This window comes from Streptomyces sp. RKAG293, assembly GCF_023701745.1.
GTDB lineage: Bacteria > Actinomycetota > Actinomycetes > Streptomycetales > Streptomycetaceae > Actinacidiphila.
Genome location: NZ_JAJOZB010000001.1, coordinates 8,723,196 through 8,739,332, shown reverse-complemented (window position 1 = coordinate 8,739,332; position 16,137 = coordinate 8,723,196). Strand labels below are relative to the sequence as shown.

At 69.2% G+C, this 16,137-nt stretch carries 18 protein-coding genes; 9 read left to right on the top strand and 9 right to left on the bottom strand.

Features of this window, described 5'->3' with window-relative positions; translation table 11 throughout:
* The first annotated feature begins 326 nt into the window (after positions 1 to 326).
* Positions 327 to 1,406: a DUF4190 domain-containing protein gene (locus tag LNW72_RS38565; RefSeq protein WP_250979677.1), complete on the top strand. Its 1,080-nt coding sequence runs from the start codon at positions 327 to 329 to the stop codon at positions 1,404 to 1,406.
* A 178-nt stretch (positions 1,407 to 1,584) separates the two neighbouring features.
* On the opposite strand, the gene LNW72_RS38560 is transcribed toward LNW72_RS38565, so the two are convergent.
* From LNW72_RS38560 to LNW72_RS38550, 3 genes are all read right to left on the bottom strand, one after another.
* Positions 1,585 to 2,244 carry a DUF4360 domain-containing protein gene (locus tag LNW72_RS38560; protein ID WP_250979676.1) on the bottom strand — a complete coding sequence of 220 codons (660 nt, stop codon included), beginning with the start codon at positions 2,242 to 2,244 and terminating at the stop codon, positions 1,585 to 1,587.
* Between the two features lie 260 nt (positions 2,245 to 2,504).
* Positions 2,505 to 3,167, bottom strand: coding sequence for a response regulator transcription factor (locus tag LNW72_RS38555; protein ID WP_250979675.1), 663 nt, complete (start codon positions 3,165 to 3,167; stop codon positions 2,505 to 2,507).
* Positions 3,164 to 4,339 carry a histidine kinase gene (locus LNW72_RS38550; protein ID WP_250979674.1) on the bottom strand — a complete coding sequence of 392 codons (1,176 nt, stop codon included), beginning with the start codon at positions 4,337 to 4,339 and terminating at the stop codon, positions 3,164 to 3,166. Before LNW72_RS38550 ends, LNW72_RS38555 begins: the two co-directional genes overlap by 4 nt.
* Before the next feature lie 207 nt (positions 4,340 to 4,546).
* Between LNW72_RS38550 and LNW72_RS38545 the strand changes: the two genes are divergently transcribed.
* From LNW72_RS38545 to LNW72_RS38535, 3 genes are all read left to right on the top strand, one after another.
* A complete protein-coding gene (locus LNW72_RS38545; RefSeq protein WP_250979673.1) occupies positions 4,547 to 5,467 on the top strand; it encodes an ABC transporter ATP-binding protein in 921 nt (306 codons plus the stop codon).
* Positions 5,464 to 6,318 (top strand): ABC transporter permease, encoded by an 855-nt coding sequence (locus LNW72_RS38540; protein ID WP_250979672.1) that lies wholly within the window; start codon positions 5,464 to 5,466, stop codon positions 6,316 to 6,318. Before LNW72_RS38545 ends, LNW72_RS38540 begins: the two co-directional genes overlap by 4 nt.
* A 92-nt stretch (positions 6,319 to 6,410) precedes the next feature.
* On the top strand, positions 6,411 to 6,575 hold the full coding sequence (locus tag LNW72_RS38535; protein WP_250979671.1) for a DUF1918 domain-containing protein: 165 nt from the start codon (positions 6,411 to 6,413) through the stop codon (positions 6,573 to 6,575).
* Here the strand turns inward: LNW72_RS38535 and LNW72_RS38530 are convergent.
* The 4 genes from LNW72_RS38530 to LNW72_RS38515 all read right to left on the bottom strand — a co-directional run bounded on the left by LNW72_RS38530 (position 6,523) and on the right by LNW72_RS38515 (position 9,765).
* The gene (locus LNW72_RS38530) at positions 6,523 to 7,092 is read right to left on the bottom strand and encodes an NUDIX domain-containing protein (protein WP_308402116.1); all 570 of its coding nucleotides are present in this window, start codon (positions 7,090 to 7,092) and stop codon (positions 6,523 to 6,525) included. The genes LNW72_RS38535 and LNW72_RS38530 overlap by 53 nt on opposite strands.
* An 80-nt stretch (positions 7,093 to 7,172) precedes the next feature.
* Complete coding sequence (locus LNW72_RS38525; protein ID WP_250979670.1) at positions 7,173 to 8,048, bottom strand: NAD(P)H-binding protein; 876 nt, start codon at positions 8,046 to 8,048, stop codon at positions 7,173 to 7,175.
* Positions 8,049 to 8,226: 178 nt separating this feature from the next.
* Positions 8,227 to 8,901 carry a septal ring lytic transglycosylase RlpA family protein gene (locus LNW72_RS38520; RefSeq protein WP_250979669.1) on the bottom strand — a complete coding sequence of 225 codons (675 nt, stop codon included), beginning with the start codon at positions 8,899 to 8,901 and terminating at the stop codon, positions 8,227 to 8,229.
* A gap of 273 nt (positions 8,902 to 9,174) precedes the next feature.
* On the bottom strand, positions 9,175 to 9,765 hold the full coding sequence (locus LNW72_RS38515; RefSeq protein ID WP_250979668.1) for a TetR/AcrR family transcriptional regulator: 591 nt from the start codon (positions 9,763 to 9,765) through the stop codon (positions 9,175 to 9,177).
* 137 nt (positions 9,766 to 9,902) lie between these two features.
* Here LNW72_RS38515 and LNW72_RS38510 point away from each other — a divergent pair, with 137 nt between their 5' ends.
* Positions 9,903 to 10,634, top strand: coding sequence for an SDR family oxidoreductase (locus LNW72_RS38510; RefSeq protein ID WP_250979667.1), 732 nt, complete (start codon positions 9,903 to 9,905; stop codon positions 10,632 to 10,634).
* Between the two features lie 129 nt (positions 10,635 to 10,763).
* Positions 10,764 to 11,873: a hypothetical protein gene (locus tag LNW72_RS38505; protein WP_250979666.1), complete on the top strand. Its 1,110-nt coding sequence runs from the start codon at positions 10,764 to 10,766 to the stop codon at positions 11,871 to 11,873.
* 179 nt (positions 11,874 to 12,052) lie between these two features.
* On the opposite strand, the gene LNW72_RS38500 is transcribed toward LNW72_RS38505, so the two are convergent.
* Entirely contained in the window at positions 12,053 to 13,552 is a 1,500-nt protein-coding gene (locus LNW72_RS38500) for an FAD-dependent monooxygenase (RefSeq protein WP_250979665.1), read from the bottom strand.
* Between the two features lie 58 nt (positions 13,553 to 13,610).
* Here LNW72_RS38500 and LNW72_RS38495 point away from each other — a divergent pair, with 58 nt between their 5' ends.
* From LNW72_RS38495 to LNW72_RS38485, 3 genes are all read left to right on the top strand, one after another.
* Entirely contained in the window at positions 13,611 to 14,261 is a 651-nt protein-coding gene (locus LNW72_RS38495) for a TetR/AcrR family transcriptional regulator (protein ID WP_250979664.1), read from the top strand.
* 141 nt (positions 14,262 to 14,402) lie between these two features.
* Positions 14,403 to 15,287, top strand: coding sequence for an aminoglycoside phosphotransferase family protein (locus tag LNW72_RS38490; RefSeq protein WP_250979663.1), 885 nt, complete (start codon positions 14,403 to 14,405; stop codon positions 15,285 to 15,287).
* Between the two features lie 166 nt (positions 15,288 to 15,453).
* A complete protein-coding gene (locus tag LNW72_RS38485) occupies positions 15,454 to 15,606 on the top strand; it encodes a hypothetical protein (RefSeq protein ID WP_250979662.1) in 153 nt (50 codons plus the stop codon).
* 23 nt (positions 15,607 to 15,629) lie between these two features.
* Here LNW72_RS38485 and LNW72_RS38480 read toward each other — a convergent pair whose 3' ends face one another.
* A complete protein-coding gene (locus LNW72_RS38480; RefSeq protein WP_250979661.1) occupies positions 15,630 to 16,130 on the bottom strand; it encodes a hypothetical protein in 501 nt (166 codons plus the stop codon).
* Between the last annotated feature and the right edge of the window lie 7 nt (positions 16,131 to 16,137).

The window sequence follows — 16,137 nt, the reverse complement described above, 5'->3', positions numbered from 1 at the left end:
TGCAACGACTGTCGTCCAGGCGTTCGAGCACGCGGGCCGCCAGGTAGTGTCGTCCGAACGCCGTGGGGGGGAACCCACAGAAGCGTTGCCGCGACCGCACAACGTCGCCTTCCGCAACAGCAGGGGAAATCTCGTGGGTGAGCAGTGTGGCCGCCTCGCGGCCGCAAAGGGATCGAGGACCCCCGCAACGACCGACCTGTGGGCCCCCTCGCATGTCCCGAACGTCGACCCGCCCCAAGGAGACCAGCTCCACCGTGAACGACCTGCCCACGCCGCCACCGCCGCCACCGGCTCCTGAGTCACAGGATCCGTACGCTTCGCAGCCCGTGAACCACCCGTATCCCCAGCAGTGGGCACCCGCATTTCCCGTACCCGCGCCAACGACCAACGGCGCAGCCATCGCCTCACTGGTACTGGCGCTGCTGTGCCTGCCTCTGGTGGGTCTCATCACCGGTCTGGTCGCGCTGTCCAAGATCCGGCGGAGCGGCGAGCGGGGCCGGGGGCTCGCCATCGCGGGGATCACGATCGACTCGCTGCGGTCGGGTCTGCTGGTGGTGGGCCTGATCGCGGGGGGCCTGACCGGAGCACAGCACGGGCGCGGTGCCCACTCCGATCCCCTGCCCGGTGCCGCACGCCTGACGGTTGGGGAGTGTTTCACGCTGCAGGACGGCACGCTGCAGAAGGTCGAACCCGGTGAGACCACCTACTCGAGGTCGGCGAGCAGGACGACGACAGTGCCCTGCACTGTCGAGCACGATGCCGAAGTCGCGGGCACCTGGCACTTCGACGCCGACAGCGACTCCCGCTACCCGGGCGATGATCAGATCTCCACGGTGGCGGAGAACAAGTGCGATCCCCTGGTGGACGGCTACGCCATGGACACCTGGGCACTGCCGGACTCGGTGAGCGCCTACTACTTCCTGCCGTCCAGAAGCAGCTGGGCGGTGGGAAACCGGCAGATCGTCTGCTTCCTCGCCAGCGACGCGGCGAAGCTGACCCGGCCACTGCGTGCCGACGCCACGGTGCTGAGCCCGGACCAGGTGGCGTATCTCAAGGCCGTCACCAAGTTGAACGCGACCGATGCCAAGGCCCCTGACACCGAAGCGGTGAAGGACCTGGTGACCTGCCGCGACTTCGCCGCCCGTATGGCCGAAGCGCTGCACGACGAGTCCGCACAACTCACGGCACGGACCTGGCCGGCGAAGGCGAAGCAGCCGGTGGCCGACATGCTGGCCGAGATCAAGATCAGCGCTGGTGCCTGGGAGGACGCGGCGACGGCGTCGGACGCAACGCAGTTCAGGACCCATGTCCACCGGGCCGAAGACCACATGGCCCATCCCGAAGCGGTCCAGGTCCGTGCCGCCCTCGGCCTGTCCACGGGCCAAGGGTCGGCCCAGGACGTCTGACCCGAACCGTAGCGCGTGGAACAGGCGGCGCCCGCAGGGGAGTTGAGAGGCAGCAGCAGCGCCGTCAGGCCCCGGACCCACGGGCGGAGTGCGTCCGCGAGCGGATCCGGGGCCTGACTGTGAGCGGAAAGGCATCCGCGAGGGCGTGAACGGGGGTGTCAGCCGTCGCGCGGGCCGGTTACGGCCACGGGTTCGGATTGTCCGGGCATTCCTTCCAGGCGAGGCGGTAGATGGTGTTGACACTGCCGTCCGTCGAGTCCATCGTCATGAAACTCGTGGTTTTCTTGTCCGAGCTTCCGAGATTGACGCGCAACTCGGTGTTGATGTTGAAGTTGCGGATCTCCCCGCAGGGGGCCCAGACCAGGGCGCCGACTTCGGTCACGTCCGAGGTCTGCCAGTTGTCGCTGTACGGGCCGCGGAACGAGTGGACCTTGCGGTCCGTCTGCGACGAGCCCTGGAAGTAGTAGCCGGCCCGTTCCTCGCTGCTGGCCCCGCGCTCCAGGGACGCGAAGCCGCGGTAGTCGGCCTGGGCGATCGCGTAGGTGAAGCCCTGGGGTACGAAGACCCGCAGGTTGAGCTGGCAGTTCTTGCGGAAGTCGGTCGGCAGGGCCCCGGCGCCCACCTGGGCGAGGTAGTCGCTGTAGGTGACGGTGAAGGCGGTGTTGTCGGGGGAGACGGCGATGGCGGCCGTCCCTTCACGACAGCCCGAGCCGTTGACGGTCGCGACCTTGATCACGATCTTGTCGGGCGGCGGTTCCGCTGCCGACGCCTGCTGGGGAGAGACGGTCGCGGCCATGAGCGCCACGATGGCTCCGCCCGCGGCAAGGAATCCGGACATGAATTCTCCAATCGGCCGTGTTCACGTCGTGGAGGCCGGGTGAGCCTCCGGTGAAGGCCGTGTACATGCCAGCACCTCCGGGGCCTTGCTGAACAGAGCGAGAACCGGCCGAGGACAACCGCCCGGAATTCGACCGCAGAGATACCGGCCACAATCGCTTCGACCGGAAATGGCATTGCGGCGTGCGGCCGGAAGGAATCGAATTCGCGCGCCCGACGAAATGCAGAAATCGGAACCCGCCCGATGCCCAGGGGACGCGCTCAGTGAGACAGCGTGACGAGCTCCATCTCGTACGCGGTGATCACGAGTTGAACCCGGTCCCGGGCGCCCAGCTTGGCCATCAGACGTGACACATGCGACTTCGCGGTGGCCACCGTGATGAAGAGATCGTCCGCGATCTCGGAGTTCGTCCGGCCGAGCCCGATGAGGGTCAGGACCTCCCGCTCCCGCTCGGTGATGCCCTCGACCGGGCGTGGGGAGCGCTTCGGGACGGTACCGGGGCGCCCGACGAAATCGGCGATCAGCCGGCGCGTCACACCTGGCGCGATCAGCGCATCGCCGACGGCGACCACGCGGATCGCCGCGAGGATGTCGTTCAGCGCCATGTCCTTGACCACGAAGCCGCTCGCGCCGGCCCGGAGGGCGCCGTACACGAGGTCGTCCTCGTCGAAGGTGGTCAGGACGAGGACACGGGTCGTCGCCGGCCCTGCGGTGATCAGGCGAGTTGCCTCGATCCCGTCCATGCCCGGCATCCGGATGTCCATCACCACGACGTCGGGACCGATGTCCCGGACCAGTTGGACCGCCTCGATGCCGGTGGCGGCCTCACCGACGACTTCCAGGTCGATGTGATCGGCCATGATCATGCGCAGGCCGGACCGCACCAGCGGCTGGTCGTCGACGAGTACGACGCGGATGGTCATCGGGCCTCCACCGGGACTGCGACGGGTTCGGGCAGCGGCAGCCGGGCCGTCACCCGGAAGCCGCCTTCGGGACGCGGCCCGGCGCTGAGGTGACCGCGCAGCAGGCCGGCCCGTTCTCGCATGCCCACGATGCCGAAGCCCTGGGCCGAGCCGTTCGCCGCGATGCCGTGCCCGTCGTCGACGACCTCCACGGACAGCTCCGCATCCCCGTAGTCGATGAGCACCCGACACCGCCCGATGCCCGCGTGACGGACCACGTTGGTCAGCGACTCCTGGACGATACGGTAGGCGGACAGGTCGATGTCGGCCGGCAGGGACCGCTGCGCCCCACTGCGGCGCACGTCGACTCGCACCCCCGCCTCGGCCGTTGCCGCTGCCAGCCGTTCGATGTCCGCCAGCCCCTGCGAGGGCGCGAGCGGTGCCTGCCCCGGGGCCGCCGCGTCCGCGTCGGCCTGACGGAGCGCCACCAGCGTGCGCCGAAGGCCCGACAAGGTCTCTCTGCTGGTGGCCTCGATGGCCCGCAGTGCCTCACCTGCCTCCTCAGGACGGGTCGTGATGACCTGGCTCCCCGCCCCGGCCTGGATGGCGATGATGGCGATGCTGTGCGCGACCATGTCGTGCAGTTCCCGTGCGATCCGCAGCCGTTCGGCCGTCACCGCCTCGGCCACCTCCTGCGAACGCAGCGCCACCGCGTGCTCGCGGCGCTCGCGACTGAGCAGCCCGACCGTGCAGGATGCGGCCATCGCCAGCAGGGCGATCACGATGTTGACGGTCACGTCGTCCCCGTGGGCGAAGCCGCCCACGACCAGGAGTTGCACGGCGAAAGACACGGCCACGGCGGCGATCGACGCCCGGCGCGTGCAGGTGGCGACGATGAAGCCCAGGACGAGGTCCACCGCCAGATACGACAGGAACTGGGCCTGATACCCCACGGCCCGGTTCACCTGGACGGAGCCGGGAGTGCCCACCACCACGGCGGTGGATCCGACGAGCGCCATGGCCAGAGCCAGCAGCGGCATCCGTCGCAGCACCCCGACGAGCAGGCTCACGGCCAGCATCGCACCGACAGCGTGGACGGTGCCCGAAGCCTGATTCGCGCCCCCGATCAGCAGACCCACCATCAGGAGGTAGAGGGCGCCCCCCGCCCAGGCCATGGCCGTGGTTCTCGTCATCGGCGGTGTGCTCTTTCCACAGGGAGACCGCGATGCGCGAGGCACGCGGACAACAGGATGGTCAGTGTGGCGTCCATGCCGCGAGATTAACCTGTCGGTGCCCGCGCGACATTGGCCCAAGGACGTACGTCCACGGGTTGAACCGACCGCACGATTGCCGTCCATGGCCGCATGACCGGACGCGAACGTCCCGGCAGGGTTGCTCCTGTGATCGAAGTCAACGAACTCACCAAGCGCTACGGCGGCACGACCGCCGTCGACCAACTGTCCTTCACCGTGCGGCCGGGTCAGGTGACCGGGTTTCTCGGCCCCAACGGAGCCGGCAAGAGCAGCACCCTGCGGATCATCCTCGGCCTGGACGCGCCGACCAGCGGCACCGCCACCGTCAGCGGCGTCCCCTTCCGCAGCCACCCGCGCGGACTGCGGCACGTCGGCGCCCTCCTCGACGCCGGCCAGGTCCACGGCGGACGCAGCGCGGTGGCCCATCTGTCCGCCATCGCCCGCAGCAACGGCATCCCGCTGCGCCGGGTGGACGACGTACTGCAGGAGGTGGGGCTGGCCGATGCGGCGACCCGCCGCATCGGCGGGTTCTCCCTCGGGATGAAGCAGCGGCTGGGCGTCGCCACGGCGCTTCTCGGCGACCCGCCCGTTCTGATGTTCGACGAGCCGGTCAACGGCATGGACCCGGAGGGTGTGCTCTGGATGCGCCGCCTCTTCCGGCACCTGGCCGCCGAAGGGCGCACGGTCTTCCTCTCCAGCCACCTGATGTCGGAGATGGAGAACACCGCCGACCAGCTCGTCGTCATCGGCCGGGGCCGGCTCATCGCCGCCGAGTCGGTACGGGACTTCGCGGCCCGCAGCACCCGCCTCAGCGTCGTGGTGAGCACCCCGCACACCGCCGAGCTGGCGGCGGTACTGACCGCTGCGGGCGCATCGGTCGAGGTGGCGGGCGCGCCGGGCGCCGACAAGCTCGCCGTGACCGGGCTTCCGGCGGACCGGATCGGCGCGCTCGCCTTCGAAAACCGGATTCCGCTGAACGAACTGACCAGCCGGACCGCCTCCCTGGAGGAGGCCTTCATGGAACTCACCGCCGACAGCGTCGAATACCTGGCAGGACAGCCCCGATGACCACACTGACCACCGTCCCCCCGACCACGTCGGCCGCACCCCGAGCCGAGCCGCCCGCCCACTTCCGCGACCTGCTCGCCTCCGAGTGGATCAAGATACGGTCGCTGCGCTCGACCCCGTGGACGCTCGCCCTCACCACCCTGTTCGTCATCGGATCCGCCGCCGTCGCCGCCCTGGCGGAGAACGACAACCTGGCGAAAATGAGCCCGGCGGCCAGGACCGGCCAGGGGTTCATGGTGTTCGACGCCTTTCCGCCGGCCGGCTACATGACGCTGATGCTTGTCGCGGGAAGCATCGGTGCTCTCGCCGTCGTGAGCGAATACAGCAGCGGCCTCATCCGCACCACCACCATGGCCGTACCCGCCCGCGGCACGGTGGTGCTGGCCAAGGCGGTCGTCACCGCCGCGCTCTGGAGCGCGGTGGGTACGGTCATCTCCGTCGGTTGTTTCCTGGTCTCCCAAGCCGTCCTGAACGCGAACCACGCCGGGGTCCCGCTCACCCACCCCGGAGTGTTCCGGGCGCTGGCCGCGTCCGCGCTGCTGGCCCCGGTCTGCGCACTGACCGGCCTCGGCTTCGGCGCCCTGATCCGGCACAGCGCCGCCACCATGGTCACCAGCGTCTTCACGCTCCTGATGCTGCCTCCGATCTTCTCGCAGAGCGCGCACTGGTCCGCCGCCGTCAGCCACGCGATGCCGGTCACCGCCTGGAAGCGCCTGGTCCAGAACTGGCCCCCGGATCCGCACTCCCTCGCGTACACCGCCACGGTCCCCGGTTCCTGGATCGTGTACGCGCTCTGGCCACTGATCGCGGTCGTCCTCGCGGTGACCGTGGTGGGACACCGCGACGTGTGAACGCGCCTCCGGGACACGCGGACCGGGTCCCGGCGGCTCGGAGGGCAGGGTTTCGAAGCTCTCCGCAGGCGAGCCCTCCCGCGCACAAAGCCGTGCAACGGGCGCGTCGTAGCAAGCACGACCGGGTGGTCGAAATCGTCGAGGTCCTCGGCCCGGATGGAACGCCGCCTTACCGGGTGAGGGCCGAAGACGGCCACGAAACCATCATGACCCCCGGTCCTTGCACGATGGTCGAGCACCGGAAGTCGTCCGACTGACCCGGGGGATCAAGTGCAGCCGGTCGGCCGCCGCGTCGTATGCGATCGGGTCGCCTGGCTGCTGGAAGTGGACGGCGAGTCCGCCGCCCATCCGATAGGCGTCGAGGCCGGCCCGGCAGTAGGCCACCATCGGCGCCGGCAGGGCATCGAGCGGATACCAGCCCATCGCATCACAGACGGCAGGTTCCCTGACCTGGGGTGTTCCTTGCCAACGCCGGACTTCGAAGAAGACGCCGATACGGGCGCTCCCGCCGGGGCTGCGGTGGTGCACGGTGACAGCGGCTCGGACGTCGACAGCGTCGATGAGCACACCGGTCTCTTCCTCCGACTCGCGGAGCAGCGCGGTGACGACGTCCTCGTGCGGGCCGTCCAGGTGGCCTGACGGGAGGTGCCACAGTCCGGCCGCGTACACCGTGCCGGCCCTGCGGGACAGCAGCACCTCCGGCCCGCATTCCCTGTCACGGCGCAGGATCAGATGGACGTCGAGTGGCTCGGTGTGCCGCTCGCCCGCGCTCACTTCTCACCTCCTTCACCTCCTGCCAGGCAGTCCTGCTTCGCGCATCGTTCCACCGTCCTGCTCGACCGTGTTGGCGTTCTTCACCCTTCCAGCAGCGGACGCAGCTGGGAATGAGCCCAACCGCTGAGCTGGGTGGGGGTCGTGGTGAGCACGTCACGGGGCTGCTCAGGTACCAGATCGCGCGATCCGGAGGCCATCCCCACGATGCTCTCCACCGCCGACGGGGGCAGTCCTGCCGCGCGCATCGCGTCCCGCGCCGCGTCGTCGGTGACGGCGTTGACGTGGACCGGCTGCCCGAGCGCCTCGGTGAGGATCTGTGCCACCTGGTGGAAGCTGAGATCCTCCGGCCCGTGGACGGCCTGCACCACCCGGCCCTGCCAGGTGTCGGCGAGCAGCCGGGCCGCGATCACGTCGCCGATGTCGCGCGGATCGACCCACGGCATCGGGTGGTCGGGATCGAAGGTCGTGGTCAGAACTCCCTTCGAGAGCCCTTCGAGATCGAGCAGCAGGTTGGTGAAGAAGTACGCGCACCGCAGATGCAGCACATCCGCTCCGGTGGTATCGAGTTGTTCCTCGATCCCGGCCAGGGCATCGATGTGGCCGACCCCGTGCCGCTTCTCCGCCCCGATACTGCTCAACAGCACCACCCGCCCCACATCACCCACTCGGGCGGCCTCCACCAACGGCGCCGCGGTCCGCAGCGAAGCCTCGATCGGATCCTCCACCGCAGGCGGAGTGGGGTCCACCCACAACACGGAACGCGCCCCCGCCACCGCCTCACGGACGAACCCGGCGTCCGTCAGATCACCCTGGCGCACGTCGACCCGCGCGCGGGTCTCCTCATCCAGGCGGGCAGGGTCACGGACCAGAACGCGCGGACGAACGCCCGCCTGGAGTAGTAACCGGACCACGCGCGATCCCACGTGTCCGGTCGGTGTGGTGACCACGATGCTCATCGAAATACCCCTTTCCTGCATAAAATCGGCGATCCCTGCACTCTAGAGCTCCGTGTGACCGCAGTCGCCTCACCGGGCAAACTCACACCCGTGAATCGACCCCTTGCCCACACGGACCTCCAGCGGTTGGAGCCTGCCCGCCAGATGCGCAACCATGACTGACGTGCAGCCCGTCAGGTCAGCCGATGCGCTCGATGCGGGCCTTGCGGATGAGGAACTTGCCCGGCTCGCGGACCTGCTCGAAGGCCGCGTTGTTCAGGAGGGCACAACTGCCCGACGTGGAGGCGACCTTCACGGTCGTCGACTTCTGGTTGTCGAGGTTGGTCACCTTGAGCGTGGTGCCGATCGGGAACTGATTGCTGGATGCGGCGGGGGCGCCGCCCTCGCCGGAAAGGGTCACCGTCGAGCCGGCGCAGACGACGTCACCCACGTTGGCCCGGTCGCCACCGACCTGGTCGGCGCCGGAAGGCTGTTCCTCGGCGGGCGGCGCATCCGCGGCCGGGGGCTGCGCCTCGGCCGGCGGCTGAACATCGGCCGGCGGCTGGACCTGGGCAGGCGGCGCGGCCACGTCCCCCCCGCCTGCGACCTGGCATCCGGAGGCGGCCTGCATTCGCTTGATCTGCTCGATGACGGCCTGCCGGTTGGCGATACGTGCCTCGGACTGGGCGTCGGGCTCGGCGCGCTGGCCTGCGATGAACTGCTCGTTGTTCTGCAGAGCGGTGGTCAGCCCGTCGCAGACACCTGATGCCTGGCTGGTGCCGGTCATCACCACTGCCGTACCGCCGATCGCTACGGCGGTTCCGACGAGCAGAGCGATCTTCTTCTTCGTGGTGAGCGTCTTCTTGCGTGACACGTGGGACTCCTGTGGGGTCGGTTCCGTGTGTCGCTAAGTACGAGGGGCGGTTCCGGTTCTTCTCAGCCGACTCACCACAACTTCCTTAACTTTCCTTAAGGTTGTGGCGGCGCATCGGAGCGGCGCCCGGCGCGGCGCGTCCAGCAACCCTGTGCAAATGCGCTCACACGACGGCGTGCCCCTGCGACCCCCGGGCACGACGAGGACACCGCACGCGTACTGCGGTAACAGGCCGACGAGCACCCGCCTCGGCGACGCTGCCCGGCTCCTCCGTCAGCTCTCGCGGGACGTCGAGTGCACGGGTTTCAGTCCGTCCAGGGTGAGGTCGAGGAGGCGTTCGGCCTGCTCTCGCTGCTCGGGCTTGGCCGAGGTGAGGGCGATCCCGGCAAGGGCGGCGAACATGTCGGTCGGGCTGATGTCGGACCGGATCGTTCCGGCAGCGGTGCCGGCGTCCATGAGGGAGGTCAGGGCGGCTTGAATCATCTCGTGACTGTCGGCGTAGGGATTGGTTCCCGAGGCGACGACGGCTCGCAGGGCGTCCGCCATGCCGAACTTGGCAGTCGCGTAGTCGATGAAGCGGCGAGTCCACGCACGCAGGGCCTCGGGCGGCGACATCGCCGCGAGAAGGCCGGGGACGGCGTCGCACAGCCGGGCCACTTCGTTGCGGTACGCCGCCTCGATCAGGGCCTCCCGGGTCGGGAAGTTGCGGTAGAGGGTGCCGGTTCCCACACCCGCTTCCTTGGCGATGCGCTCGAAGTGCGCGTCGAGTCCCTCCTCGGTGAAGACGCGCACCGCGGCGGCCAGGATCTTGTCCCGGTTGCGCTGTGCGTCAGCCCTCAGCGGGCGTCCTGCATCTCGGGCCATCGGCCGCTCTCCCCTCATCGCCATTTGCTAAGTGGAGGCACCGCCACTTAGTGTGGCTTAAGTGGCGGCGCCTCCACTTCACTGTAGGGCATGAGTACGGCCTGCCCTCGCTCTCCTCCTGGAAGGACTGTCCGATCATGTCGGGAATCGAAGGCAAAGTCGTGGCGATCACCGGCGCCAGCAGCGGCATCGGTGAAGCGACCGCGCTCCTGCTCGCCGAGCGCGGTGCGAAAGTCGTCCTCGGTGCACGCCGTCCGGAGCGCCTCGAGGCTCTGGCCGCCCGCATCGCGGCGGCCGGCGGCGAAGCCGCCTGGACCCGCACGGATGTGACGCGACGCGAGGACCTCGACGGCCTCGTCAAGCTGGCCCGCGAACGGTACGGCCAGCTCGACGTCCTCATCAGCAACGCCGGAGTCGGTCTGATCTCCCCCCTCGACGACCTCCGCGTCGAGGACTGGGTCGAGATGATCGACGTCAACCTCAAGGGCGTCCTGTACGGGATCGCCGCAGCCCTTCCCGTCTTCCGGGAGCAGGGCTTCGGACACTTCGTCAATACCGTGTCCACCTCCGGACTCCGTGTCGTGCCGCTCCAGTCGGTGTACGCCGGCACGAAGAACGCCGTGCGCACCATCTCCGAGGGCCTGCGCCAGGAGGCCGGCGACAGCCTGCGCGTGACCGTCGTCTCCCCCGGCGCCGTCCGCACGGACTTCTCCGACCGCATGGACCCGGCTGCGAAGGTCCAGATCGACAAGTTGATGGAGATCGCCCTCCCGCCGGAGGCGGTGTCCCGAGCCATCGCCTTCGCCATCGAGCAGCCGGACGGTGTCGACGTGGGTGACATCGTCGTTCGCCCCACCGCCCAGAGCTAGCACGTCTGACGCGGATCGTGCCGGACGGCTCAGGTCGGGCAGGATCCGATGGACGCTCCTGCGCGCTTCGGTTATCCGCGGGCCTGACCTGGCCATCGCTTCCGTCTAGCCGGCTTCTAGACTGCGGCGATGATCACATCCGACACAGCCGTCCGCTCCGCCGTGGAGTCCTTCGACGCCGCGATTGCGGAGCGGAGCGTCTCCCAGCTGGAGGCGGCGTACCAGACCCTCGCTGCGCTCCCCCGGGACACTCTGGCGGAGCAATCCCGGGAGCTGGGGCCGCACCTCGCGGGGCAGCTGGGCGAGATGCCACAGTGGCATGCGGCCGTCTACGGCGTGTTCGTGGGCGCCCTGGTCGAGTGGAACGCCGACGCGGTCGCCTGCGCGCGCCCCGTCCTCTCGGCCCTGCGGGCGAGTATGGAGCAGGCCCTTGAGTTCACCGAGCTCTGGCGCGAGCACTACGGTGAGGAGCAGGAGCTTCCGAATCCGTCGGGCGTGCCGACCCCGGAACAGCAAAAGGCCTTTGGGGCCGACTACGCGCAGGTGTGGCACGCCCCGTACTTCGGCTGGCTCACCGTGCACCGATGGGAGAGCGCCGCAGTCGCCGTCCTGGCGGATCCCCGGGTTCGGGCGGGTCTGGACGCCCCGGACGGACCCGCCGACCGGGACACGCTGGTGTCGCTGACCCGCAGGCTCGAACCGCACATCGGTGATCTGCAGTGCGCCCAGCGCGCGCTCCTGCTCCTCGACGACGAGCCGCTGTTGGTTCTGGACCGCGCTTCCGGACGGGCCTTCCGTATGCGGATGAGCGGGATCGCCGACAACTACCAGCTCCAGACCCTGCTGGCCGGATCCCTCATCGGCGGCGGGCACCTACCCGGGGATGCCCCCAGTGCCGAGGCTGTCGCACTGAGTGCCACCGCCCCAATCGACATGGACCGCCTAGAAGAGCTGCCGAGCGCCGTGGAGTGCTTCAACTTCGCCGAGCCTTCAGGCCGTTGGATATGGAGCGCGACGACTCCTGACCGAATTCCCGTGATCGGCGGCGCGCGCCGACTCGTCCTGGACCCGCCGGTCCTCCAGCACCACTACCAGGCCGTACGCTTCCTGCCGCGCGTGCCTGGCAAGCTCACGCTGGAAGCAGTGCTCGAGCCGGCCGAGGCGGCGCCCTACTTCACGGGCCTTGGGCCGTTGATGTCCTGGGAGGAAGCGGGCCGACTGGCGGCGGACGGCTACTGAGCGCCGGCCTCCTCGACGCTTCCTGACAAACGTTCCAACGATCGCTCCAATAGCCGGAACGGGCGCTCAGCTTGCCGCTGTGAGCGGCCGGCTGCGGTCCTTCGTACGGCGTCGGCATGATGACGCCATGCACTGCACCGAATGGCTCGCCCGCGACGGTACTCCCGGCACCAGCTCGGTCAGCCCGCCGCGTGCTGCAGGTACGCAGGGAGGTTGGGGGTTCCGGAGGGGGTGGTGATGGTTCCGAGGTAGTTGTCCGGGCGTATCAGGAAGAGGGTCGGGGTGGTGACGTCGTATGCGGCGTGGGCGTGGCCGGCGGTGTCGATGAGCGCGGCTGGAGCGGACGGCGCGTCCGGGCGGACGATGTGGTGGATGTGCAGGTCCGGGGTCGCCGGTGGGAGATCGGCGTCGGGTGCGTCGAAGGCCAGGAGCGTCCAGTGCGGACCGCGGAGCAGGTCGAAGACGCGGGTCGGGCCGCACGGAGCGTCGGGGGCGCGGTCGCCCGCGCGCAACTGGCCCGTCTCCGTCCTTGATGCGTCGGTCAGCGGCCCACCGCGGTAGTTCAGGGACAGCTGACGCAGTATCGGATCGTCCCGTCGCAGGGCGTCCTCGGTGTTGTCTCGGTGGCTCTCGTGCAACCGGGTGCTGATGCCGAGCACGCCGGCCGCGACCGGCAGGCGCTCGGCCTCGTAGGTGTCGAGCAGCGTGTCGTCCCCGCTCGCCAGCTTCCAGCCGAGGTTGAAGGCGTCCTGGATCCCGGTGTTCAGGCCCTGTCCGCCGGCCGGCGAGTGCACATGCGCGGCGTCTCCCGCCAGGAACACATTGCCGACCCGGTAGTGGTCCACCATCCGGATGCTGGCCCGGAACAACGAGGTCCACCCCACCTCGGTGAGCGTGACCTCGGGTGCGACGTCGTCAACGAGCTTCTGCAGTGATGCCAGAGAGATGTCGTCCTGGGACACCGCGGAGGTCCCTTCCACCACGGGCGCGGTGAGCTGGAAGTCGTCAGTGCTCGGCAGCGGGCACAGCCCCAGGCGGATGGAGTGCGACTCGGCGCCGGGCCACACGTGCCAGTGGTCGCGGTCCAGGCCGGTCAGACGGACATCGGCGATCAGCATCCGCTCGGTGTCATACGTCTCGCCGGCGAACCCCACCCCGAGCTGCCGCCGGATGGTGCTGCGTCCGCCGTCGGCCGCGACCAGGTAGCGGGTGGTGACGCGCTCTCCGGTGCTGAGCGTGACGTGCACGCCCTTCTCGTCCTGGGTGAAGCCGGTGACCGCGACCCCCAGCTCGACCTCCCCGCCCAGCTCGGCCAGCCGTTCGGCCAGCAGTTCACCCGTGCGCCACTGCGGCATCATCAGCACGTTCGGATACGGGACCGAGGGCATCGGCTCGTGCAGCTCGTCCATGCGCAGGGTCATCGTGCCGCCGTCCGGCAGGCGGATCAGCAGCTCGGGATAGTCGGCGCCGAGTGCTCTGAACCGGTCGAGCACCTCCAGGTCCTCGAGGATCTCCTGGGTCCTGGGCTGGATCCCCTTGCCCCGCGAGCCGTAGTACGGGTTCGGCGACTTCTCGACGATCCGGAACGGCACACCCCGCCGCTTCAGGTCGATGGCCAGTGCGAGCCCGGTCGGCCCGGCGCCCGCCACCATTACGCTGAATTCAGATTCAGTGAACATGGATTCAAGCTAAAGGTGGGTTAGCCTGCTGTCAAGACCCGGATTTCGGAGGTGGGGCATGGCGGTTGGCGTGCGCAAGCAGCAGGCGGCCCGGACCGAGGCGGAGCTGAAGGCCGCGGCAGTCCGGACGTTCGCGCGCCTCGGCTACCTGAATACGAAGATCACCGACATCACCGCCGAAGCGGGTCGGGCGGCCGGATCCTTCTACACCCACTTCGCCAACAAGGAGTCGCTGCTCGAGGCTCTGCTGGCCGATCTGCTGGCCCAGGCCGACGAGTCCGTGGTGGCCCCCGGCCACGGCGACGACTTCCGCGACCGGGAAGTGGTGCGCTGGCACGTGGCCGCCTACTGGGACTTCTACCGGCGGTACCGGACGACGGTGGTGGCTCTGCAGCAGGCGGCCACCGTCGACGAGTCGTTCGCCCGGCGCGGCCGGGAGTTGATGGAACCGGACCTCCGGCACATCGCCGACCACCTGCAGCATCTCGACCTGCCGGGCGATCCGCTGGTTGTGGCGTCGATGTTCACTACGCTGCTCTCGAACTGTGCCGACCTCTGGCTCTCCGGGCGCGGCCCGCAGCTCGGCCGGGAGTTGTCCGACGATGAGGCGATCGAAACACTGACCTCATTCCTCCACGCCGGGATCGGCGGAACCGGTGGGAGTGGCGGAAGGGGCGGGACCGGTGGAAGCGGCGGCGGGAAGTCGTGATCCTGAGTCAGGTCATGGTCCGGCCGACGGACGTCAGGACAACCACCCCGCGACGACCTGGCTGCTCGTCTCGCCCACGGGGTGCGGATGAGCAAGCGGCGCCGTGCGGACGGTTCGTGGGGGCATGGGGGTACGGGCACGATGCACGCGGACGAAGCGGAGACCGACGCCGACCTGGTTCGGCGGCTGCTGCGTGCGCAGTTCCCCCATTGGGCGGACCTGCCGATCACCCGGCTGGCCTCCGGAGGCACCGTCAACGCGATCTACCGGCTCGGCGAGGAGCTGACCGTACGGCTGCCGCTGCGCCCCGGCGGCGCCGAGGCCATCGCGATGGAGGCACGGCTACTCCCGCGGCTGGCGCCACTGCTGCCACTGCCGATCCCGGAGGTGGTAGCGACCGGCATCCCGGGCGAGGGATACACCCTGCCCTGGGCGGTACACCGATGGATCGACGGCCGCAACCCGGCGGAAGGTGACCTGGCCGAACCCGAGCTCGTGGCCCACGCCCTGGCGGAGTTCGCGGTCGCCATCCGCTCGATCGATCTCCCCGGCGGCCCGCCCGCGCACCGGGGCGAAGCGCTGATCGCCGAAGACCAAGAGATGCGGGCGGCGATCGAGGCACTGCGCCGCACCGACGAACCCTTCGACGCCGACGAGATCACCGCGGCCTGGGAGGAGGCGCTCGCAGCGCCCCAGTGGACGGGCCCGGCCTGCTGGACGCACTCCGACCTCATGCCGAGCAATCTGCTGCTCGCCGGCGACCGCGTCTCGGCGGTCATCGACTTCGGCACCGTGGGCATGGGTGAACCCGCCACCGACCTCATCCCCGCCTGGAACCTGCTGCCCGCGTCAGTTCCGCGGGTGTACCGCGAGGCGGTGGACGTGGACGACGCGACGTGGGCCCGCAGCCGGGGCTGGGCGCTCTCCATGGCGGTCATCCAACTGCCGTACTACCGAACGACCAATCCGATCATTTCAGCCAACGCCCGACACGTCATCCGGGAGATCCTCTCGACCACCGCATGAGCCCCGACCGCCTCGCCCCGCACGACGTCGACACCCTCGACGCTCCCCGACACCGCCCGGACCTCGTCGTCGAGTTCTCAACGAACGACGCTGTTGCTGGTCGACAACGCATTCCTGGACGTCTTTTCCCTCGACATCGAGGGAAAAGCCGCCCGACTACGAACAGTTGCTGCGCGATCTGCCGGCCGACCTCAATGAAGGGGCGGTGCATCCCAGCCTCGGCAGCCAGGATTCGCAGGCCGTGGATGAGGGCTGGCGGGTGCGCCGAACGGACGACGAGTTCCTGACATCATCCAACAGCCGGGCGTGCTCACCGTGATCCCGGTCGCCCGCTCCCAGCGTTTACCCCATGGTGACGATCGGCACCTCGCGGTACTCGACCTGGCACCGTCCCGTCCGGGTCGTCGGCTCGCAGAACGCTCGGGCGCTCCCGCCATCGACCATCACGTTCACGATGTAGTCGGTGTCGTTACCGTGGTAGACCGCCATGCCACCCACGGTGAAACTGACGTCGCCCTGGGCGTTGAACGGCAGGGACGTGGGGAAGACCGCATCTCCGGTGTGCGACTGGAGCGTGACCGAGTCGAACCCGGTCTGGATCCTTACCACCTTCTGATCCGTGGGCCCTGTGGGCGCCGGAGCCCCGACGCCACCCGCACCGTCGCCGGAACCGACCGTGTTGTCGCGACCGGCGCTGAAGATGTCGCTGCCGGCGACCATGTTGCCGTTGCCGACGATCACGATCGGACCGCTGCCGTGATCGTCCGCGACGGCCGTTCCCGGCAGAGACACGAGGCCGATCAAGGCGAGCAGTACGGATGCATGCTTGAGAGTGCGGTTCACTTGGTCC

Excerpts from the sequence above, each read along its gene's own strand:
- LNW72_RS38560 (WP_250979676.1), bottom strand. The coding sequence starts at position 2,244 with ATGTCCGGATTCCTTGCCGCGGGCGGAGCCATCGTGGCGCTCATGGCC.
- LNW72_RS38555 (WP_250979675.1), bottom strand. The coding sequence starts at position 3,167 with ATGACCATCCGCGTCGTACTCGTCGACGACCAGCCGCTGGTGCGGTCC.
- LNW72_RS38550 (WP_250979674.1), bottom strand. The coding sequence starts at position 4,339 with ATGACGAGAACCACGGCCATGGCCTGGGCGGGGGGCGCCCTCTACCTC.
- LNW72_RS38540 (WP_250979672.1), top strand. The coding sequence starts at position 5,464 with ATGACCACACTGACCACCGTCCCCCCGACCACGTCGGCCGCACCCCGA.
- LNW72_RS38525 (WP_250979670.1), bottom strand. The coding sequence starts at position 8,048 with ATGAGCATCGTGGTCACCACACCGACCGGACACGTGGGATCGCGCGTG.
- LNW72_RS38515 (WP_250979668.1), bottom strand. The coding sequence starts at position 9,765 with ATGGCCCGAGATGCAGGACGCCCGCTGAGGGCTGACGCACAGCGCAAC.
- LNW72_RS38510 (WP_250979667.1), top strand. The coding sequence starts at position 9,903 with ATGTCGGGAATCGAAGGCAAAGTCGTGGCGATCACCGGCGCCAGCAGC.
- LNW72_RS38505 (WP_250979666.1), top strand. The coding sequence starts at position 10,764 with ATGATCACATCCGACACAGCCGTCCGCTCCGCCGTGGAGTCCTTCGAC.
- LNW72_RS38500 (WP_250979665.1), bottom strand. The coding sequence starts at position 13,552 with ATGTTCACTGAATCTGAATTCAGCGTAATGGTGGCGGGCGCCGGGCCG.
- LNW72_RS38495 (WP_250979664.1), top strand. The coding sequence starts at position 13,611 with ATGGCGGTTGGCGTGCGCAAGCAGCAGGCGGCCCGGACCGAGGCGGAG.
- LNW72_RS38490 (WP_250979663.1), top strand. The coding sequence starts at position 14,403 with ATGCACGCGGACGAAGCGGAGACCGACGCCGACCTGGTTCGGCGGCTG.